We start from the raw sequence: 20,293 nt of genomic DNA on the forward strand, positions 1-20,293 counted from the left end.
ACCTATGCTAGTAGTACGCGCAATCAAAGCCGACGACCTCGACGCCCTGTACGTGATGGCCACGCAGGTCGGCAGCGGCATGACCACCCTCAAGCCGGACATGAAGATGATGGGCGACCGCGTCGCGATCGCCGTCGCCTCGTTCGCCGAAACCATCCCGCCCGAAAAGCGCGACTACATGTTCGTGATGGAGGATACCGACACGGGCCGCCTGGCCGGCGTGTGCGCGATCAAGGGCGCGGTCGGACTGAACGAGCCGTTTTATAACTACCGCATCGGCACCCTGGTGCATTCGAGCCGCGAGCTCGATGTGTTCACCCGCATGGAAACGCTGTACCTGTCGAACGACCTGACCGGCAGCACCGAACTGTGTTCGCTGTTCCTGCACCCGGACTACCGCACCGGCAACAACGGCAAGCTGCTGTCGAAAAGCCGCTTCCTGTTCATCGCCCAGTTCCCGCACCTGTTCACCGAAAAGCTGATCGCCGAAATGCGCGGCTACCAGGAGGAGGGCGGCCGCTCGCCGTTCTACGAGGGACTGGGCCGCCATTTCTTCAAGATGGATTTCGACCACGTCGACGACCTGACCGCCGTCGGCAAGAAGTCCTTCATCGCGGAGTTGATGCCGCGCCAGCCGCTGTACGTCGCCTATCTGCCGGAGGACGCGCAGCAGGTGATCGGCAAGGTCCACACCTCGACCGCGCCGGCGCGCCGCCTGCTGGAGCAGGAGGGCCTGTACTTCGAAGGCTATATCGATATCTTCGACGCCGGCCCGGTGCTGCAGGCGCGCGTGTCGGAGCTGCGCGCCATGCGCGACAGCACGCTGGCCGAAATCGGTCCGGTCTCCGATCTGGCCTCGGCGTGCGCGCCCGAGGCGCCGGCGGATGAACCGATGCTGGTGTCGAACACCACGCTGAGCGATTTCCGCATGATCCTGTCGCAGTCGGTGCCCGTCAACGGCACCCTGGAGCTGCCCGTCGCGGAGCAGGACGCCCTGTGCTGCAAGGCCGGCGATACCGTCCGCACACTGACTCTCAATTTGAGGAAGAATCCCCATGTTTAACGCATCGCCCAACGCATCGAACACCGCACTCAGTAACTTCATCAACGGCGAATGGCTGCCGGGCAGCGGCGCCGAAATTTCGACCATCGATCCATCGAACGGCCAGCAGACCTGGGCCAGCAATGAATCGATGCCGCAAGATGTGGCGCAAGCCTGCGCCGCCGCGCGCGAGGCCTTCGAAGCCTGGGCCCTGACGCCGCTCGATGAGCGCATCGCCGTCTGCACCCGTTTCCGCGATCTGCTGAAGCAGGACGCCGAGGCACTGGCGCTGCTGATCTCCGAGGAAGTCGGCAAGCCGCTGTGGGAAGCGCGCACCGAAGTGGCGACGATGGCCAACAAGATCGATATCTCGGTGCAGGCCTATGGCGCGCGCACCGGCGAGTCGCACAACAAGGTCGCCGACGGCGAAGCGGTGCTGCGCCACCGTCCGCACGGCGTGTTCGGTGTTTTCGGTCCGTATAACTTCCCCGGCCACCTGCCGAACGGCCATATCGTGCCGGCACTGATCGCCGGTAACACGGTGGTGTTCAAGCCGAGCGAATACGCGCCGCGCACCGCCGTCAAGACCGTGCAGCTGTGGGAGCAAGCCGGCGTGCCGAAAGGCGTGATCAATCTGGTCAACGGCGGCCGCGATACCGGCGTCGCGCTGGGCCAGAATCCGCTGCTCGACGGCGTGCTGTTCACCGGCAGCTGCCAGACCGGCTCCGCGCTGCACAAGCAGTTCGGCGGCCAGCCGGGCAAGATGGTGGCGCTGGAAATGGGCGGGAACAATCCGCTGGTGATCTGGGACGTCAAAGATATCGACGCCGCCGTCTTCATGGCGATTTCGTCGGCCTTCATTTCGGCCGGCCAGCGCTGCACCTGCGCGCGCCGCCTGATCCTGCCGACCGGCGCGGCCGGCGACGCGATCGTCGCGCGCCTGGTCGACGTGGCCGGCCGCCTGACCATCGGCGCCTCGAATGCCGAACCGGCGCCATTCATGGGCCCTGTCGTCTCGTCGGCGGTGGCCAAACGCCTGGTGCGGGCGCAGGAGGACATGGTATCCAAGGGCGGCAAGCTGCTGCTGGAGATGCGCCATCTGGACGCCGCCAGCGGCTTCGTCTCGGCCGGCATCGTCGATGTCACCGACGCCCAGGGCATTCCGGACGAGGAATGGTTCGGCCCATTGCTGCAGGTGATACGCGTGGCCGATTTCGACAGCGCCATCAACGCCGCCAACGCCACCGCCTTCGGCCTGGCGTCGGCACTGATCTCGAACGACGAAAACCTGTGGAAGATTTTCCAGGTGCGCGCGCGTGCCGGTATCGTCAACTGGAACCGTCCGACCACGGGCGCCGCCAGCACCGCGCCGTTCGGCGGCATTGGCCAGTCGGGCAACCATCGTCCGAGCGCCTATTACGCGGCCGACTACTGCGCCTATCCGGTGGCGTCGATCGAAAACAATGTACTTGAAATGCCTGCGAAGCTTTCGCCGGGCATGCACTTCTAAGGATCTGAAATGCGCGCACGCGAATTCAACTTCGACGGCTTGGTAGGTCCATCGCATAACTACGCCGGTCTGTCGTTCGGCAATGTGGCTTCGTTCAGCAACGTCAAGAGCGCGTCCAACCCGAAGCTGGCGGCGTTGCAGGGGCTGGCCAAGATGCGGGCGTTGGCCGCGCGTGGTTTCGGCCAGGCGCTGCTGCCGCCACAGGACCGGCCCAACTTCCGGTTGCTGCGCAGCATCGGCTTCACCGGCAGCGATGCGGACGTGCTGGCGAAAGCGGCCAAGGAGGCGCCGGTGATCCTGGCGTGCGCGTATTCGGCCTCGCCGATGTGGACCGCCAACGCGGCGACGGTCAGCCCGTCCGCCGACAGCGCCGACGGCCGCACGCATTTCACCGCCGCCAATTTGAACAACAAGCTGCATCGCGCCTTCGAGCACGCGCAGTCGGCGCGCAGCCTGCGCGCGATCTTCCACAATATCGACCACTTCGCGGTGCACGATGCGCTGCCCGGCACGCCGGCTTTCGGCGACGAGGGCGCGGCCAATCACACCCGCCTGTGCAAGGACCACGGCAGCGCGGCGGTCGAGATGTTTGTGTATGGCCGCACCGAGTTCGACGCGTCGGCGTCGGCGCCTAAGAAGTATCCGGCGCGGCAAACGCTGGAAGCTTCGCAGGCGGTCGCGCGCTTGCACGGCCTGTCGGCCGAGCGCACCGTCTACATTCAGCAGAACCCGGACGTGATCGACCAGGGCGTGTTCCACAACGACGTGATCGCGGTGGGTAACGGCAATGTGCTGTTCTATCACGACCAGGCGTTCGCCGACGAAGCGGGCAGCCTTGATCGGCTGCGCCGCGCGATGGACGGCGTTGGCGCGGAGTTGAACGCGATTCGCGTCGACACCGGCGCGGTGTCGGTGGCCGATGCGGTGGCCAGCTATCTGTTTAACAGCCAGCTGCTGTCCAAGGACAACGGCAAGATGGCGCTGGTGATCCCGCAGGAGTGCGAGGAGAACGCCGCCGTCGCCGCGTATCTGCAAGGACTGGTCGCCAGCGGCAACGCGGTCGACGAGCTGATTCATTTCGATCTGCGCCAGTCGATGCGTAACGGCGGCGGGCCGGCGTGCCTGCGCCTGCGCGTGGCGCTGACCGATGCCGAAGCGGCCGCCATGCATCAAGGCGTGGTGATGACCGAGGCGCTGTATCACACGCTGGTGGCTTGGGTGGAGAAGCATTACCGCGACCGGCTCGATCCGTCCGACCTGGCCGATCCGGCGCTGGCGATCGAGGTGCACACCGCGCTGGAGGATTTGAGCCGCATCCTGGGCCTGCCCAACCTGTACGATTTGTAATCCCGGACTTCGTCCCCATCTGTCGTTCGGAATTGGCGCTGTTACTTGAAAACTGGTTTAATGGCGTCCGTATCGCCCGACCCTACGCCGCGTAGCCACAAGCCGGCGCGGCGTCCTGCAACATAAAATACTCATAACGTATTGGAGAAGCAACGATGAAACAAATGCCACAAGACCTGCGCGCTCAGACGCTGGATTTGATCAACGCCAGCAAGCCCGCCAGCGCAGCCAGCCAGGTCCCGGCGCTGATCAGCGCCTGGCTCGGTTCACTGGATGACGAAGACCTGACCGGCACCGTGCCCGGTAGTCTGGCGCCGGTTTTGTGGGACGGTTTCACGCAAGCCTCCAAGCGCGCCGGCGGCGGCGCGCAAATCGCCAAGCTGCGCTACGAAGACGGCCGCGGCGGCATGGCCACCGCGCTGCTGATCCTCAACGACGACATGCCTTACCTGGTCGATTCGATCGTCATGGCCATGCGCAAACTGCGCATCCTCGCCAACGGCGTGTTGAACTCCGTGCTGCCGGTCGCCCGCAACGCCGAAGGCGTGGTCACCGCCGTCGGACAGAGTGGCGACAAACTCGAATCCTACGTCCTGTGCCTGCTGGCCGACGACCTGTCGGAGTCGGAGCTGGGCATGCTGGTCGACCGCATCGAGATGGTCTCGCGCGACGCCGCCGTGGTCCGCCGCGACAAGGCCGCCATGCTGGAGCACTTCAGCCGCATCGGCGCCGAAGCCGCCGCCAACGGCGAAGAGGGCAAGGAAGTCGCCGCCTTCCTGGAATGGGCACGCACCGAAGGCTTCGAGCCGTTCGGCTACGCCTACTACCAGGTCAAACCGGGCGTACGCGAGCTGGAACGCGACATCCCGAGCCGCATCGGCGTGCTGCAGGATACCTCGCATCCGGTCTACGGCACCTGCCTGGCCAACATCCCCGGCGACTTCGACACGCTGTCGAAACGCGCGCACACGCTGTCGATCGTCAAGGCCGACGTCGAAGGCACGCTGCACCGCGACCAGGCGCTGGACTTCATCGGCGTGCGCCACACCGATCCGCAAGGCGCCATCCTCGGCGAATACTGCTTCGTCGGCCTGTTCACCCGCGCCGCCACGGCAACGCCGCTGAACCGCCTGCCGTTCGCGCGCGGCCGCATCGCCAAGGTGCTGAGCATCGCCGGCGTGCGCCAGGAAGGCTTCCGCGCCGAGAAATTCATCGAGATCCTCGAATCGCTGCCGCGCACCGAAGCGCTGGAAGCCGAGCCGGAATGGCTGGCCGAAGTCTGCGGCGCCGTCGTTTCGCTGTACAAGCAGCCGCGCACCAAGGTGTTCGCCCGCCGCGACGTCTACGCGCGCCACCTGAATGTGCTGGTGTACCTGCCGCGCGAGCGTTACAGCGCAAGCGTCGCCTCCGCGTTGGCGAAGGCGCTGCAAGCCAGCTCCGGCGCCCACCACGTCAGCTCGCAGACGCTGGTGGCCGACGGGCCGCTGGCCCGCGTGTATCTGATCGCCCACGGCGCGCGTTATCCGCTGGATCTGGAAACCGATATCCAGCAGCCGTTGTTGTCGGTCCTTGACGGCTGGCATGACAGCTTCTCGAAGCTGGCCGACGCCGTCTCGAACGTGCCGATGCGCGCCCACCTGCGCAAGATGTGCGCGACCCTGCCGACCGATTACGTCGCCTCGACTCCGCCCGTCGCCGCCTTCTACGACCTGCAAACCATTTTGCAGAACAACGATCCGTCGCGCGTCGACGTGCGCGTGGACGCGGCGGCCGACGCCACCACCATCCGCCTGTATTCGGTGGACCGCGTGCCGTCGCTGTCGACCATCCTGCCGGCGCTGCACAACGCCGGCGTGGCCATCGACCGCGAACAGGCGCACTCGATCCGCATGGACGGCAAGCGCCACTTCGTCACCAGCCTGTCGGTCGATGAAGCCAGCGCCGCCAGCCTAGCCAAGCCGGAAGTGATTCCGGTCGCGCAGGAGCTGTTCGCGTCGCTGTTCAACAACGAAGCCGAAGACGGCCGCCTGAATGGCCTGGTCATCGAAGGCGGCTTGAGCCTGCGCCAGGTGCAACTGGTGCGCGCCTACATGAGCTACTGGCGCCAGACCGGCAGCCAGTTCTCGGTGCGCTACATCGCCGAAACGCTGCGCAAGCAGCCGGCCATCGTCAAGCAGCTGGTGGACGCCTTCCTGCAGCGCTTCAATCCCGCGCTGGACGAAGCCACCCGCAACGCCGCGCTGGAGTCGCTGGCCGCCATCAAGGGCCGCCTGCCGTCGATCAACCACGCCGACAGCGAAGAAGTGCTGGGCGCCCTGACCGATCTGATGACCGCGACCCTGCGCACCAACTACTTCCAGAATAATCAGAAGGGCGACAAGATCATCTTCAAGTTCGACACCAGCAATCTGTCGCTGGTGCCGGAACCGCGTCCGTTCCGCGAGATCTTCGTGTTCTCGCGCCGCTTCGAAGGCGTGCACCTGCGCGGCGGTCCGGTCGCCCGTGGCGGCTTGCGCTGGTCCGACCGCATGGAAGACTACCGCACCGAGGTCCTTGGACTGGTGAAGGCGCAGATGGTGAAGAACGCCGTCATCGTGCCGGCCGGCGCCAAGGGCGGTTTCGTGTGCAAGCAGATGCCGAAGGACGCCGTGCGTGAAACCATCGCGGCCGAAGGCGAAGCGGTCTACCGCCTGTTCATCGCCAGCCTGCTGGAAATGACCGACAACCGCGTGCTCGGCAAGATCGTGCCGCCGGCGGATACCGTCTGCTACGACGGCGCCGATCCGTACCTGGTGGTGGCCGCCGACAAGGGCACCGCGACTTTCTCCGACATCGCCAACGGCATCGCCGTGCAGCGCGGCTTCTGGCTGGGCGATGCCTTCGCGTCGGGCGGCTCGAACGGCTACGACCACAAGAAGATGGGCATCACCGCCAAGGGCGCGTTCGAAGCCGTCAAGCGCCACTTCTACGAAATGGACCACGACATCCACGCCACCCCGGTGACGATGGTCGGCGTGGGCGACATGTCGGGCGACGTGTTCGGCAACGGCGCGCTGCTGTCGCGCAAACTGCAGATCATCGCCGCGTTCGACCACCGCCACATCTTCCTCGATCCGACGCCGGACATGGAAAAATCCTTCGTCGAACGCGAGCGCATGTTCGCGCTGCCGCGCTCCTCGTGGGACGACTACAATAAGGAATTGATCTCGGCCGGTGGCGGCGTGTATCCGCGCACCGCGCGCACGATCGAGCTGTCGCCGCAGATCCGCGCCGCGCTGGACATCGAGGAAACCTCGCTGCCACCGGAAGAGCTGATGCACCGCATCCTGATGGCGCCTGTTGACCTGTTCTACAACGGCGGTATCGGCACCTACATCAAGGCGTCGACCGAATCGCACGCGCAGGTCAAGGACCGCGCCAACGACAACATCCGCGTCGACGGCAACCAGCTGCGCTGCAAGGTCGTCGCCGAGGGCGGCAACCTGGGCGCCACGCAAGCGGGCCGTATCGAGTTCGCGCTGGCCGGCGGCCGCATCTTCACCGATGCGATCGACAACTCGGCCGGCGTGGACTGCTCCGATCATGAAGTGAACGCGAAGATGTGGCTGGACGTGGAAATGAACGCCGGCTTGCTGACCGAAGCGGACCGCAACCGCACCCTGAACGAAATGACCGCCGACATCGAACGTCTGGTCCTGCGCGACAACACGCTGCAAACGCAGCTGCTGGTGCGCGAGGCGCAGGCGCAGACCGACGCCGCCGTGCAAGACGGTTACGCCTCGCTGATCGCCTTCCTGGAAGAAGAGGGCGCGTTGTCGCGCGATCTGGAGCAGCTGCCGTCGGTGGCCGAACTGGCGCGCCGCAAGGCCGACGGGCGTGGCCTGACGACGCCGGAACTGGCGGTCGTCATCGCCAACGTCAAGAACCGCTACAAGCGCATCCTGTCTGCGCTGCCGCTGACGGAAAACAGCTGGGCCGAGTCGGTGCTCAAGCCGTACTTCCCGGACCTGCTGGTGGCGACCCGTCCCGCGCTGGCGCACCCGCTGGCCAACGCCATCCTGGCGACGGTGCTGGCCAACGAATCGGTCAACCGTTGCGGTCCGCTGATGCTGCGCCAACTGGCCGGCGAACACGGTGTCGACGAGGCGGACGTGATTCTGGCGTGGGGCCAGGCATGGTCCGCGCTGAACCTGGCGCCGATCTTCTCGACCCTGGACGCCGACGCGCTGAAAGTGCCGCGCGCCGTCTCGATCAAGGTCGATGGCCGCACCCGCGTGCTGCAAAAAGCCGTTATCGAAGGTGCGCTGACCGTGCCCGCCGACCAGCTGAAGGATGGCGTGGCCGAGTTGACCCGCCTGTTCGCCAAGCCGGAGACGCTGGCCCACCTGAGTTCCGGCGACGGCCAGTCCGACGCCGAACTCACCGCCGGCCTGCGTCCGGAGTTCGTCGCCGCCTGGAAGGCTGTCGAGGCGATCGAATCGGTGGCGGCGTTTGTGTTCGCGGCGCTGTCGGTCACGCGTCCGGCAGGTATGGATTTGCCGGCCTTCCTGCAAGTCGGCCTGGCGCTGCGCGCGCAAGTCGGCATCGACACGCTGGAACGCGGTCTGAAGCTGCCCGCCACCAGCCGTTCGCAGGAACAGCTGCGCAGCTACGCGCAGAACGCGCTGCGCCGCACGCAGCAACGCCTGTTGTCGCAGGTGCTGCAGCATGCCACCGGCGGCCACACGGGCGTGGAGGCGGTCGAGGTGGTCGCCAACACGCTGGGCCTGACCGGCTACGCGGTGCCGACCGATCTGGAACAGGCGATGCTGGACGTGTGGGCGCTGTCCGAGGCGACCAACTCGGGCAACACCACCTTGGCGGTGTAAGCGTATGAGCGAGCGTATCGACACTTTGCCGACAGCTTTACCGGAGGCGGTGCGCGCGCTCGCCGAAGCCGATTTCAGCGCCGTCGCGCAACGCTTCTCGGCGGCCGGCTTCGCGGTCACGCAGCCGGCCGACGGCATCATCACCATCAAGGGGACGGGAGACCGCCCGGCGATGCTGATTTCGGTCGGCGTGCATGGCGACGAGACGGGGCCGATCGAAATGGTCGCCTATCTGCTCGATGCATTGTCGCGGCAACCGCAAGCGCTGGCGGTCAATCTGATGCTCTGCGTCGGCAACATCGGCGCCATCCGCGCCGGCAAGCGCTTCATCGACGCGGACTTGAACCGCATGTTCCGCGCCGAACGCGGTACCCTGGCCGGCACCGCCGAAGCGGCGCGTGCCGACGTGATGATCGCCGCCACCACGGCCTTCTTCAGCGACGCGGGGCCGGTGCGCTGGCATCTGGATCTGCACACGGCCATCCGGCCGTCGGTGTATCCGACCTTCGCCATCGTCCCCGAGATCATCGCCGAGCATACGCGGCGCGCGCTGATCGAATGGCTGGGCCTCGCCGGCATCGGCGCGGTGATCATGAATCCGGCCTCGGTCGGCACGTACAGCTACTACTCGGCGGAGCATCATGGCGCCGCCGGCACCACGGTGGAGCTGGGGCGTATCGGCACCCTGGGGCAGAACGATCTAGCGCAATTCGCCGACGCCTCGCTGGCGCTGGACGACCTGCTGCGCGGCGCGCCCAGGCGCGAGGCGAAACAGGCGCCGCACGTCTTCAACACGGCGCGCCAGATCATCAAGTTGAGCGACAAGTTCCAGATGGCGTTCGGGAAGGATACGCACAACTTTACTGCGCTGAAGCAGGGCGAGGAGATCGCCCGCGACGGCGACACCGTCTACACCGTCCAGCATCCGGAGGAGCTGGTGGTGTTCCCCAACCCCGACGTCCGGGTCGGCCTGCGGGCGGGCCTGATGGTGGTGCGGGCCGGCTGACCCTCTCGTCTTAACACCGCTTTACCTCCCTTTACATTCCGCGCACTCATAGTTCGACGATTAAGTACGTTAACAGGTACAGCATTGTCCTTAACTATGGAGTAAGCACTATGACGACAGCAATCAGCGGTGTATCAGGCGGCGCCGGCGCCATTTCGTTCGACCCCGCGAAGGGCGCGGCGCGTCTTGCCAACAAGGTCTTTGGCGACATGGACGCCGACAAGGATGGCAAGGTAAAGAAGGAGGAATTCGTTTCCGGGCTGGAGTCGAAAGGCGTGTCGGCCGACGACGCGGCCAAGCAGTTCGACGCGATCGACAAGCAGAAGGCCGGCTCGATCACCAAGACGGATCTGGAGACGGCGATCAAAAGCGGCGACTTCGCGCCGCCACGGCCCGCCGAAGGCGGCGCGCCGGCAGCGCAAGGGGGCGGCAAGCCGCAGGGGGCGGGCGGCGGTGGCGGGGCCAGCGCCGCAAGCAGCGCGGCCAAGACCTACGAGGCGGCCGACACGAATGAAGATGGCACCGTGTCGCAGCAGGAGGAGCTGGTTTACAGTATCTCGCATCCATCGGAGAGCGCCTCGGACCCCAGCAAAATCGGCGGCAACATCAACGAAATCGCCTGATGACCAGCGACGGGGAGCAAACCGACATATCACGTAGGGCGGATTAGCGAAGCGTAATCCGCCATGTATGCGCCGTCAGCGGCTCGTACAACCTTTAATTACGGACGATGAGCACCGCCAGGATCGTCGCGGCGACGCCGATCACGGCGACCGCCGCGCCGATGGCAGGATGAAAACGGCGGGAGACTGTGGGGATTTTTTGAACCGGCATGGATGCTCCTTCTTGTCAGACTGTAATGTTGACTCAAGATTAGCGTGCGACCAGTTTCCAATCTATACGTCGGCCTGTATCAAAAGTAAGCAACTGTAACCAAGCCTTGGTGGCGAGTGCGAATAAAGTTGTATTTGTGGCACAAATTACTTTGTGGCGATGAGGCTGGAAGGCCCTATAATCGCTTAGTTTTTTTGCCCCCATTTTCGCCCACACATCTCCCACAAGGATAGCCTGTGAACCAATCGCTGGTCCAGAAACTGACCCGTACCAAGCCGGTCGATACTACAGTTGAACACTCACCAGCTGAGCACGCCCCAACCAGCAATGGCCTGCACCGCTCGATCGGCCTGTTCCCGCTGACGATGATCGGCGTCGGCGCCACCATCGGCACCGGCATCTTCTTCACGATGGTCGAAGCCGTGCCCAAGGCCGGCCCCTCGGTCATCCTGTCCTTCCTGATCGCCGCCATCACCGCCGGGCTGACGGCGTTGTGCTACGCCGAGTTGTCGTTCCGGATTCCGGCGTCGGGCTCGTCGTACTCGTTCGCCTACGCGACCGTCGGCGAATTCGCCGCCTTCATCATGGCCGCCTGCCTGCTGCTCGAATACGGGCTGGCGGCGAGCGCCACCGCCATCGGCTGGTCCGATTACCTGAACAACTTCCTCAACAACGCGTTCGGCTGGCACATCCCCGAGATGTTGCGCTCGCCGATGATCGTCTCGACCGCGCACGGCATCGAGATACGCGGCGGCCATGTCAACCTGCCGCCTATCATGCTGGTCGTGTTGTGCGGCCTGTTGCTGATACGCGGCACCAAGGAATCGGCCACGACCAACGCCATCATGGTGCTGATCAAGCTGGCGATCCTGATCTTCTTCATCGTCATCGCGTTTTCCGGGTTTGACATCAACAACTTCCATCCGTTCTTCAGCCCCGACAGCGGCGTGCATTACACCGGCATGGCCGGGGTGACGGCGGCGGCGGCCACGGTGTTCTTTTCGTTCATCGGCCTCGACACCGTCGCCACGGCCGGCGAAGAGGTGCGCAACCCCAAGCGCAACGTGCCGATCGGCATACTGTCGGCGCTGGCGATCGTGACGGTGTTTTATATGCTGGTGGCGGTGGCGGCCATGGGCGCGCAGCCCGCGTCGAAGTTCGCCGGCCAGGAAGCCGGCCTCGCGGTGATCCTGCAAAACGTCACCGGCAAGACCTGGCCGGCGCTGGTGCTGGCGGCGGGCGCGGTGATTTCGGTGTTCAGCGTGACCCTGGTGACGATTTACGGCCAGACGCGGATTCTGTACGCGATCTCCAAGGACGGCCTGATTTCGAAATCGTTCCAGAAAGTGAATGCGAAGACGGCGTCGCCGGTGCAGAACACTTTGATCGTCTGCATCGTCGTCGGTCTGGTGGCGGGTTTTGTTGATGCGACCTTCCTGTGGGACATGGTCAGCATGGGTACGCTGACGGCCTTCATCGTGGTGTCGCTGGCGGTGCCGGTGATGCGCAAGAAGGAAAACGGCAAGGGCGTAAAGGGCTTCCGCGTGCCGTTCGGTCCGTATGTGGTGCCGGGCCTGAGTATCAGCGCCTGTCTGTATCTGATGTTCGGTCTGTCGCTGACGACTTACACGATTTTCGCGATCTGGATGTCGGCTGCGGTTGTGACGTACTTCCTGTATGGGATGCGCAATTCCCGTTTGAATCACGTATAGCGCATACCTCATAGCACTTCTCGGTGCTGGCCACGATTTGTAGGGAATAGGACTCGCCCCCTGTTCCTCGGCTAGCACCTTTCAACATCCAACTGGGTCGCTTCTCCGTCGCCCAATAGACCGGCGCTGCCTGTTCGGTAGCGACCTCTTTCTCTTCTTTGATCGACTGTTCGGCATTTCTAAGATTCTCGCATCGATCATGGAGGGCATGCGTGCCAGCTCCCCATGCCTGGTCAATCGGCGTTCGACCAAATCAAATATGCTGTCGCTAGTGTTGACCTAATCAGGCGCTCCCGAGCGTCGAAATCGTGAGCGATCGCGAAGGCGATTACGGTGCACGGTCCGACAAAACGCTGAAAGATTAGGCCGTTGAGCGGTTCGAAAGCCGTCTGCCCCTTGTGCATCGCTCAGCCTCCCGTTCTAAATCGGACATGCATGGCGTTCTCAAATACGTCGATATGCTTCCTCTCTCTCATTCAGCCATTCGATAACAACTGGGTCGAACATTACCGTTCGGTAATAATGACAATTCGATAGTATTCTGAAATTTTCAATGTTGTACATTAGTGAGGCCTGCAACAACCCGGTGAGTAGATTTTTGACCTCAATATTTTAATTTGCGGATTTCATTCGCTGCACAGAAATACTAAGGACGCCATTGTGAAAAATAGAGTTAATTTCCTGTTTTTTATTGTATTTTTTCTTGGTTGTTTAGATATTCCCCAGGCAAAGGAAATCACAACCCATAGCACTGCTCAGTCGTTCATTCATCTCGCTTGGAAGGGCGATAGAACAGTCACGTATTGCGCGGTGGATAGCCTTGGAAAGTCGCATTGCCAAGACGCCGAGATGCCAAAAAATGTTGGCATTGTTGAGAAATTTATAGGTGGTAATTTTATTTCGGTAACAAAGCCGAGTTGGCTTGTGGCAACCGATACTGGCACTAATCTTTGTATTTTGGCGGACGTAGGCGTTGTACTCTGCCATCCTATAACTTATGGCCGTGAATATCAAAATTACGACCTAACTTATCAAGATTCCGCTCTCAAAATATCGACATTGTTAGGATCTAGAAAACAAAGCTCACCAGATGAACTAGCAGAATTTTCCAAGAAATTTGCCAAGTCGTTGGGGCTAGCGTCATCGAAGCTTTTGTTGGGACTGAAGAAAAATGTCAACGCAAAGCTGAATAAACCCATTGTCAAAAAGCCTGGCGCCAGCGAAGTTCACACAGACAGCGAGGTCAGTGACGGAAATGATCCGGGCGGAGGCGGCGGTGGAGGTGATGACGGTGGCGGCGATGGTGGAGGCGGCGATGGTGGCGGTGGGGATATGGGGGGCGGTGGCGATTTTGGCGGCAGCACTACTTGTTCGCCTGCGGGCTGCATCGTAATCATTCCGCCGCCCCCGCCCTCTCCGACCGAGCCTAAGCTGCCATCGCCCCCAGCAACACTTTGCTCAATGTTTGGTATATTTTGCAATACGCCCCCACCAAGCCTTCCTGATCCGGTGGTTCCGTCAACTGGTGTGGGAGACAGCAGCATGGGCGAAGCTATGCGCTGCCAGCAGGTTAGGTCCGACTGTCGTGCGGCTTGTAGCGATGCGACATTACCAACGCCCCCGGGGAACGATGGAATGGATTTTTATAGGTGTATCAACAAATGCATCGCAGATGCTGGGTGCCCTTAGGAGAAGATATGCAGAAAGAAATTGCCAAAGAAGTGAATACCTTAATGCTGGAATTCTCCGCTCGTTTGAATGATTCGATTCGTCTGGTTCAGCAAGGTTCCAGCAAAGACGAGTTCGAAAACTACCGAGAGGAAGTCAGCAAGCTCATGACGATCATGTATCTCGATATCATGAAACCGATTCATCAGCGTTATCCAGAGTTAGAACCTGATGCGCTGAAATAAAATTATTCGCAGCAACTAAAAAGCCCCGGTACCGCGTTAGCGGCCGGGGCTTTTTGCTGTCGCGCGCACGGCTTATTCTGCGTCTTTGGTTGGCTTCGAGCCCAGGTACAGGCGCAGTACGAGACCGGACAGGGCGATAGCGGCAGGCAGGTTTTCGATGATGGTCAGCACGGTGATTCTCCAGTGAGTAGTTAGTTGAGTGAACCGCGATTAACCGAAACGGGCTGCGATGTAGCGCAGTTCGGCGGCCAGGTTAGGCGAGTGGGCTTCCACGTCTTTAGCGGTGCTGCTCAGCCACCAGATGGTTTCATCGGCGCGTTCGGTGGTCGCTTCTGCAACAGCGGCTGGCTTCCGGGCAAACAGCGCAGCGAACAGTTGACGTACGGCGTTGGCGACATTGCCTGCGTAGTTGGCGTTGGTGTTAGTGTTGAAAGTAGTCGAGTTCATGAGAAGCTCCTGTAAATGTTCGTTTGATGCAGTGCAGTATGCGCCGTTTTCAGAAATAAAAAAAATTTTGATTTGTGATAGTCACCATTAGTTTTCGGTATAACTTGATGTTTTCCCTATGAAACATCAGTTCTGAGTAGCAATAATTCCGTGAGGATTTTTTTCATGAGGAAGCCGCATTCGGTCATTGGAATGTGCGAATGGCAATAGTGGCCGCGACGCGCCGCCGGGACGGATGAAGATATACGATATCCTGATAGTGGATATCGATTTGATTTGTCAGATCAATGACGGAGGCGATGTGCGAGCATGGAGCACACGAGCAACGACCAAACTAAAAAGCCCCGGCACCGCGTTAGCGGCCGGGGCTTTTTGCTACGGCGGGCACGGCTTATTCGGTGTCTTTGCCTGGGCGGGCACCCAGATAGAGGCGCAGTACGAGTCCGGACACGGCGATAGCGGCAGGCAGGTTTTCGATAATGGTCAGCATGTGATTCCCCTTAAATTAACTGTGTGATACCGCGATCAGCCGAAGCGTGCTGCGATGTAGCGCAGTTCGACGGCCAGAATAGGCGAGCGGGCTTCCAGGTCTTTAGCGGCGCTGCTCATCCACCAGCTGGCTACCTCGACGGGTTCCGCAGTCGCTTCGCTCGTCACTGCGACTGGCTTTCGTGCAAACAGCGCGGCGAACAGTTGACGTACGGCGTTGGCGACATTGCCCGCGTAGTTGGCGTTGGTGTGAGTGTTGAAAGTGGTCGAGTTCATGAGGAGCTCCTGTAAATGTTCGTTTGATGCAGTGCAGTATGCGGCGCTTTCAGAAATAAAAAAAATTTTAATTTATGATACGTGCCATTCGAATTTTGTATAACTAGGTGTTTTGCCTATGAAACATTCGTTCTGAGCGGTAACTTTTTATTGTGGTTTTTTTTCGGAGCTACACTGCCTTGGGCTATTATTGCTGTCCTATTGGCAATAATTGGATGGAGTTGGGATGTCCCTGCGCACGAAATTCATGCTGGCACTGCTGTTGACCGGATTGGCGGCGGTGGCGATGGTCGGCGGGCTCGCCTATGTGGGGATGACCAAGAAAGTCGACACCATTCGGCGAGAGCGGGCGGCGGAGCACTTCTATACCGCCGTGAGCGGATATTTGCACGCCTACGGCAGCTGGCAGGCGGCGATCGCCGTCGAACCCTTCGACAACTATATGCGGCGCTATCAGGATCTGCGCGGGGATCGGCGTCCACCGCCCGGCGGGCAAGGGCCGGATGGCGGGCACGGCCCGAACCAGGGGCCAAGGCCCGAGCCTGGCGGCGAACCGGAGGCGGACGGTCCGCCGGACGCCAACGCGCGCCTGCCGCAAGCGCCGTTGCCGGGACAGGCGCCGCCGGTCGGCCGCCGCCCGCCACCCCCGCGCGCCAACGGCGAGCCGCCGTTCCACTTCATCCTGGCCGATCAGGACTTCCGCGTTCTGCTGGGGGCCGGCGTGTACCGCCATGGCGAGGCGTTGCCGCCCGCCGCGCGCAAGGATGCGCGGCCGATCGAGGTGGACGGGCGCGTTGTCGCCTACGTCTCCCCGGAAGGCGTGATCACGCCGAGCAAACAGGAACTCCAGTATCTGCAGGCGATGCGCGAGGCGCTGGTGGCCGGCGTGACCGGCGCCGCCGCGGTGGCGCTGGTGCTAGGCGTTTTGCTCAGTCGCGGCATGAGCCGCAAGTTAAGCCATCTGACCGGCGCGGTGCGGGCGATGCATGGGGGCTCGCTGCTGCAGCGCGTGCCGGTCGAGGGCCGCGACGAGGTGGCGACGCTGGCCAGCGCCTTCAACGACATGAGCGAGAAGCTGGCCCGTACGCACGAGGAATTGCAGGCCTCGCACCAGACCATCCTGGCGCAGGCCGAGCAAATGCGTGAGCTGAGCGTGCGCGACGCGCTGACCAAGCTGCATAACCGCCGCCATTTCGACGAAAGGGCGACCACGCTGTTCAGCCACGCGGTGCGTCACAAGCAGCCATTCACGATGGTGATCGGGGATATCGACTTCTTCAAAAAGATCAATGACCAGTTCTCGCACGCCACCGGCGACGCCGTGCTGCGCCACGTTGGCGAGATCCTGCGCAGCCACATGCGCCTGAGCGATCTGGTGGCGCGCTACGGCGGCGAGGAATTCGTCCTGGCCTTGCCGGAGACCGAGCTGCCGCAGGCGGCGGCGCTGTGCGACAAGCTGCGCCACATGATAGAGCACTTCCCGTGGCACGAGGTCCATCCCGATCTGAAGGTCACCATGAGCATGGGCGTGTATGCGGACCTGGCGGCGGGGACGGCGGAGGCCATGCTGCAAAAGGCCGATGCGCTGCTGTACCGCGCCAAGCAGACGGGCCGCAACCGCGTCTGCTTCGGCTAGCGCGGTCGCGGGTCAGCTCCGGCGATCGAGCCAGCGGCCGCCGAACATGGTGCACATCAGCGACAACACGATCAGCGCGATGCCGGCCCATTGCCAGCCGGTGACGACGTCGCCCAGCAGCAGCATGCCGGCGCTGATGCCGACCACCGGCACGCCCAGGCTGAACGGCGCCACGCGGTTGACGGGGTGGCGCTTGAGGAGCCGGGTCCACATGGCGTAGCCGAGGATGGTGGCCATCCAGCCCAGGTAGGCGACCGAGGCCCAGGTGGTCCACGGCGCGCCGGTCCAGTGCCAGCGGGTGGCCGGATCGTCGAACGCCAGCGACAGGCCGATGAACGGCAGGATGGGCACCAGGCTGCACCAGACCATGAAGCTGACCACGTCGAATTCCGGCGTGGCCTGCTGCGCGCGGCGCACGACGATATTCGAGGCGGCCCACATCGCCGCCGCCATCAGGGTCAGTACGAAGCCGCCGGCGGTGGTGCCGCCGGCGTGGCCCGGTTCCACATAGTTCATGCCGAAGCAGACCAGCCCGAGCGCCGCCAGTAGCAGGCCGCCCTTCAAGGCCCGGCTGGCACGCTCGCGCAGCAGCACGAAGCCGAACAGGGCGGTGAAGAACACCTGCGTTTGCAGGATGACCGACGCCAGCGAGGCCGACATGCCGACCTTGAGCGACAGGAACAGCAGTCCGAACTGGCCGACGCCCTGGCACAGGCCATAGGCGACTATCCATTTGACGGGCAGCTTGGGCGGACGCACGACGAGGATCAGCGGCAGCACCGCGAAGACATAGCGGGCGGCGCCCAGCTGGAACGGCGTCAAGTCCTTGAGGCCGATTTTCATCGCGACGAAGTTGGTGCCCCAGATCAGGACCACGGCCAGGGCGGACAGGAGGTCGCGGGTGCTGAATGGGGCGGATGGGGAACTCATCTACCCATGTTAGCAGTCTTACGCGACGTTGCGGACGATGGCTTCGCTGTGGACGGTGATTTTTGCGGCGTCGGCCTGCAACAGGCGGATGCGGCGCTGCACCAAAGGCCAGCCGGACCACGGCACGGCGGCGGTGTCGGCTGCGCTGTTAGCCGGCGTGGTGGCCGCCAGCGCGGGCGACGGCGCCGGCGTCCTGCGCGCGTGAGGATCGAGCGCCTGCGACAGGATGCCGACCACCTGGACGTGGCTTTCCTCCAGCATGGCGTTGACCGGCTCCTTCGGCAGCTCCGTCACATGGCGGCGCAGGATCGAGCGCAGGGCCGCCACGTGCGCCACCAGCAGGTAGTTCTGCACGATGAACAGATTGATGTCCTCCACCGCGCGCTGTTTGCTCGATGGCTCGTCGAGCATGCGCACCAGCGCGGAGCTGAGCGAGGCCAGGCTGTCCATCAACCGTTTGCGCTCGATGCGGTAGGCGAAATCGTCCTTGCCTTTACCTTGCAGCAGATCGAAGCTGGCTTGCATGTAGCGCAGGTTCACGTCCAGCACCTCGCGGATGAGGCGCGGCAGGGTTTGATATTCCCAGTTGGCCAGCACGAAGCTGAAGGCCGTCGCCACCGCCGCGCCGATGAAGGTGTCGACCAGGCGCTCCATGATCAGGTCATTGTTCCCCGGCGCGATCAGGTGCATCTGCAGCAGGATCATGATGCTGACCGCGATGGCGGCGTAGCGGTAGCGCAGGTAGATGAAGGTGGGCGTGGCCACCGTCGCCAGCACCAGGATGCCGAGGATGAACGCGGGGTGGTTCAGGAAGCGGATCACCAGCGCGGTGATCACGCAGCCGATGACGGTGCCAATGATGCGGTCGCTGCGCCGCTGCTTGGTCATGCTGAAGCTGGGCTTGAGGATGATCACGATGGTCAGCACGATCCAGTAGCTGTGCGCCGCGTATGGCAGCCACGCGGCCACCGCCAGGCCGGCCGAGATCGCCATCGCCACCCGCAGCGAGAAGCGGAAGATCGGCGAATCCATGCGCAGGTGCGACAGGATCATGCGCAGCTCGTACTTTTGCTGCGACAGGAAGGGGCCCATGTCGGCGTCCACCCAGAACGGCGTGGTGTCGTAGACCTTCTGGCTGGCCTGATGCAGCTCGCCGATCATCTTGATGATGGCGCGGATCTTGTTGCGCTGGGCGCGTAGCACCGCCAAGGCTTCCTGTTGCGGCTTGCCCTCGTCGATGCGGCGCTGGATCGCCGCCAGTTCCGCTTCGATGGCGTCCAGCTCCGGCGCGTAGCTGATCTCCGCGTACGAGGCCTTCTTGCGGGTGACGTCGTAGGCCACCGATTCGATATCGCGCGCCGCCTTGTAGGCCAGGTCGTGCAGCGTCGTGAGCACCGGCGAATCGGCCAGGTGCATGCGCAACTGCGCGTAGTCGGTGTGGGTCGACAGGATCAGCTCATACAGGTCCAGCATGCAGACGTGGACCTGCACGACGATGGCGTCCTTGCTGTTCTGGTGGGCGCGCAGGATCAGGTCGCGCGAGGCTTGCTGGCGGTCGGCCAGCACGCTTTGATGGCGCACCAGCTTATTGAACTGCTCATTGAGGTTGTAGCGGGTATCGTAGAAGTCGGCCTTGATGTCGATGTAGGCGGCCAGTTCGAACAGTGCCTCGGCCAGCACCTGCTGCTTGATGCGGTGGCGCAGTATCCACGAGATGCCCATCGCGTACGCCAGATAGGCCACCGCGCCCAAGGTGAACAAGCCGGTATGGATGAACGACTGCTTGACCGTCATCGAGTGCTCCATCGACATGGTCATGATGAACAGCGTGGCCAGTTGCAGCGGCATCGACTTTTTGCCGTAGACGACCATCATGCAGGCGAGGAAGCTGATTAGCACCAGCATCGTCAGCAGCAGCCAATGCAGCGGCGCGCACAGGCTGATCAGCAATGTGACGGCGCTGCACAGCAGCACCGAGGCGCTCATCTCGTTGAACTTGTGGCGCAGGGGGCTGGGCATGTCCATCAGCGCGGTGCACAGGGCGCCGATGCAGACCGTCATGGCGGTGGCCATGTCGGAGAACTGCAAGGTGATCAGGGTGACGCCGACCAGGCCCGCGGCGAAGCGCAGCCCAAGATAAAAATAATGGCTGTAGAAGAAAGTGCGCAGATTGAGTGCGTAGTGCATGGCTGTGACCTTGTGGGCAGCGGGTGCTCAGATGCTCATGTGCGCGCGGCGGGATCGCCGCCGCGCGCACGGGGAACGCGAAATAAGTTGTTAACT

15 protein-coding genes are annotated in these 20,293 nt (G+C 62.7%); 11 read left to right on the forward strand and 4 right to left on the reverse strand.

Going from position 1 to position 20,293, the window contains the following annotated elements; translation table 11 throughout:
* The first annotated feature begins 4 nt into the window (after nucleotides 1–4).
* The 9 genes from astA to MRBLMU1_RS09025 all read left to right on the forward strand — a co-directional run bounded on the left by astA (nucleotide 5) and on the right by MRBLMU1_RS09025 (nucleotide 14,232).
* Entirely contained in the window at nucleotides 5–1,063 is a 1,059-nt protein-coding gene (gene astA / locus MRBLMU1_RS08985; RefSeq protein WP_363499880.1) for an arginine N-succinyltransferase, read from the forward strand.
* Nucleotides 1,056–2,552, forward strand: a complete 1,497-nt coding sequence (gene astD / locus MRBLMU1_RS08990; RefSeq protein WP_363499882.1) for a succinylglutamate-semialdehyde dehydrogenase — start codon at nucleotides 1,056–1,058, stop codon at nucleotides 2,550–2,552. Before astA ends, astD begins: the two co-directional genes overlap by 8 nt.
* Nucleotides 2,553–2,561: 9 nt before the next feature.
* Nucleotides 2,562–3,899, forward strand: a complete 1,338-nt coding sequence (gene astB, locus MRBLMU1_RS08995; RefSeq protein WP_363499884.1) for an N-succinylarginine dihydrolase — start codon at nucleotides 2,562–2,564, stop codon at nucleotides 3,897–3,899.
* Nucleotides 3,900–4,054: 155 nt separating this feature from the next.
* Nucleotides 4,055–8,767, forward strand: coding sequence for an NAD-glutamate dehydrogenase domain-containing protein (locus tag MRBLMU1_RS09000; RefSeq protein ID WP_363499886.1), 4,713 nt, complete (start codon nucleotides 4,055–4,057; stop codon nucleotides 8,765–8,767).
* 4 nt (nucleotides 8,768–8,771) lie between these two features.
* Complete coding sequence (locus MRBLMU1_RS09005) at nucleotides 8,772–9,773, forward strand: succinylglutamate desuccinylase (RefSeq protein ID WP_363499888.1); 1,002 nt, start codon at nucleotides 8,772–8,774, stop codon at nucleotides 9,771–9,773.
* Nucleotides 9,774–9,883: 110 nt separating this feature from the next.
* Nucleotides 9,884–10,396: an EF-hand domain-containing protein gene (locus tag MRBLMU1_RS09010; RefSeq protein WP_363499890.1), complete on the forward strand. Its 513-nt coding sequence runs from the start codon at nucleotides 9,884–9,886 to the stop codon at nucleotides 10,394–10,396.
* Nucleotides 10,397–10,843: 447 nt separating this feature from the next.
* Nucleotides 10,844–12,319 carry an APC family permease gene (locus tag MRBLMU1_RS09015; RefSeq protein ID WP_363499892.1) on the forward strand — a complete coding sequence of 492 codons (1,476 nt, stop codon included), beginning with the start codon at nucleotides 10,844–10,846 and terminating at the stop codon, nucleotides 12,317–12,319.
* Nucleotides 12,320–12,979: 660 nt separating this feature from the next.
* Entirely contained in the window at nucleotides 12,980–14,008 is a 1,029-nt protein-coding gene (locus tag MRBLMU1_RS09020; protein ID WP_363499894.1) for a hypothetical protein, read from the forward strand.
* A gap of 8 nt (nucleotides 14,009–14,016) precedes the next feature.
* A complete protein-coding gene (locus MRBLMU1_RS09025; RefSeq protein ID WP_315220060.1) occupies nucleotides 14,017–14,232 on the forward strand; it encodes a hypothetical protein in 216 nt (71 codons plus the stop codon).
* A gap of 210 nt (nucleotides 14,233–14,442) precedes the next feature.
* Here MRBLMU1_RS09025 and MRBLMU1_RS09030 read toward each other — a convergent pair whose 3' ends face one another.
* Nucleotides 14,443–14,679 carry a hypothetical protein gene (locus MRBLMU1_RS09030; protein WP_363499897.1) on the reverse strand — a complete coding sequence of 79 codons (237 nt, stop codon included), beginning with the start codon at nucleotides 14,677–14,679 and terminating at the stop codon, nucleotides 14,443–14,445.
* 235 nt (nucleotides 14,680–14,914) lie between these two features.
* Here MRBLMU1_RS09030 and MRBLMU1_RS09035 point away from each other — a divergent pair, with 235 nt between their 5' ends.
* Entirely contained in the window at nucleotides 14,915–15,196 is a 282-nt protein-coding gene (locus tag MRBLMU1_RS09035) for a hypothetical protein (RefSeq protein WP_363499899.1), read from the forward strand.
* Nucleotides 15,197–15,204: 8 nt separating this feature from the next.
* On the opposite strand, the gene MRBLMU1_RS09040 is transcribed toward MRBLMU1_RS09035, so the two are convergent.
* Complete coding sequence (locus tag MRBLMU1_RS09040; protein WP_363499901.1) at nucleotides 15,205–15,444, reverse strand: hypothetical protein; 240 nt, start codon at nucleotides 15,442–15,444, stop codon at nucleotides 15,205–15,207.
* A gap of 226 nt (nucleotides 15,445–15,670) precedes the next feature.
* On the opposite strand from MRBLMU1_RS09040, the gene MRBLMU1_RS09045 reads away from it, so the two are divergent.
* On the forward strand, nucleotides 15,671–17,080 hold the full coding sequence (locus MRBLMU1_RS09045) for a GGDEF domain-containing protein (protein WP_363499903.1): 1,410 nt from the start codon (nucleotides 15,671–15,673) through the stop codon (nucleotides 17,078–17,080).
* A 12-nt stretch (nucleotides 17,081–17,092) separates the two neighbouring features.
* Here MRBLMU1_RS09045 and MRBLMU1_RS09050 read toward each other — a convergent pair whose 3' ends face one another.
* Entirely contained in the window at nucleotides 17,093–18,010 is a 918-nt protein-coding gene (locus MRBLMU1_RS09050) for an EamA family transporter (protein ID WP_363499905.1), read from the reverse strand.
* Nucleotides 18,011–18,028: 18 nt separating this feature from the next.
* Complete coding sequence (locus MRBLMU1_RS09055) at nucleotides 18,029–20,197, reverse strand: FUSC family protein (protein WP_363499907.1); 2,169 nt, start codon at nucleotides 20,195–20,197, stop codon at nucleotides 18,029–18,031.
* Between the last annotated feature and the right edge of the window lie 96 nt (nucleotides 20,198–20,293).

It is taken from the genome of Burkholderia sp. LMU1-1-1.1 (genome assembly GCF_040675865.1).
GTDB lineage: Bacteria > Pseudomonadota > Gammaproteobacteria > Burkholderiales > Burkholderiaceae_D > Rugamonas.

What these genes read in the sequence shown, in the direction of transcription:
- astD (WP_363499882.1), top strand. Translation starts at nt 1,056, where the DNA reads ATGTTTAACGCATCGCCCAACGCATCGAACACCGCACTCAGTAACTTC.
- MRBLMU1_RS09010 (WP_363499890.1), top strand. Translation starts at nt 9,884, where the DNA reads ATGACGACAGCAATCAGCGGTGTATCAGGCGGCGCCGGCGCCATTTCG.
- MRBLMU1_RS09005 (WP_363499888.1), top strand. Translation starts at nt 8,772, where the DNA reads ATGAGCGAGCGTATCGACACTTTGCCGACAGCTTTACCGGAGGCGGTG.
- MRBLMU1_RS09000 (WP_363499886.1), top strand. Translation starts at nt 4,055, where the DNA reads ATGAAACAAATGCCACAAGACCTGCGCGCTCAGACGCTGGATTTGATC.
- MRBLMU1_RS09055 (WP_363499907.1), bottom strand. Translation starts at nt 20,197, where the DNA reads ATGCACTACGCACTCAATCTGCGCACTTTCTTCTACAGCCATTATTTT.
- astB (WP_363499884.1), top strand. Translation starts at nt 2,562, where the DNA reads ATGCGCGCACGCGAATTCAACTTCGACGGCTTGGTAGGTCCATCGCAT.
- MRBLMU1_RS09025 (WP_315220060.1), top strand. Translation starts at nt 14,017, where the DNA reads ATGCAGAAAGAAATTGCCAAAGAAGTGAATACCTTAATGCTGGAATTC.
- MRBLMU1_RS09030 (WP_363499897.1), bottom strand. Translation starts at nt 14,679, where the DNA reads ATGAACTCGACTACTTTCAACACTAACACCAACGCCAACTACGCAGGC.
- MRBLMU1_RS09040 (WP_363499901.1), bottom strand. Translation starts at nt 15,444, where the DNA reads ATGAACTCGACCACTTTCAACACTCACACCAACGCCAACTACGCGGGC.
- MRBLMU1_RS09045 (WP_363499903.1), top strand. Translation starts at nt 15,671, where the DNA reads ATGTCCCTGCGCACGAAATTCATGCTGGCACTGCTGTTGACCGGATTG.
- MRBLMU1_RS09050 (WP_363499905.1), bottom strand. Translation starts at nt 18,010, where the DNA reads ATGAGTTCCCCATCCGCCCCATTCAGCACCCGCGACCTCCTGTCCGCC.
- MRBLMU1_RS09035 (WP_363499899.1), top strand. Translation starts at nt 14,915, where the DNA reads ATGAAGATATACGATATCCTGATAGTGGATATCGATTTGATTTGTCAG.
- astA (WP_363499880.1), top strand. Translation starts at nt 5, where the DNA reads ATGCTAGTAGTACGCGCAATCAAAGCCGACGACCTCGACGCCCTGTAC.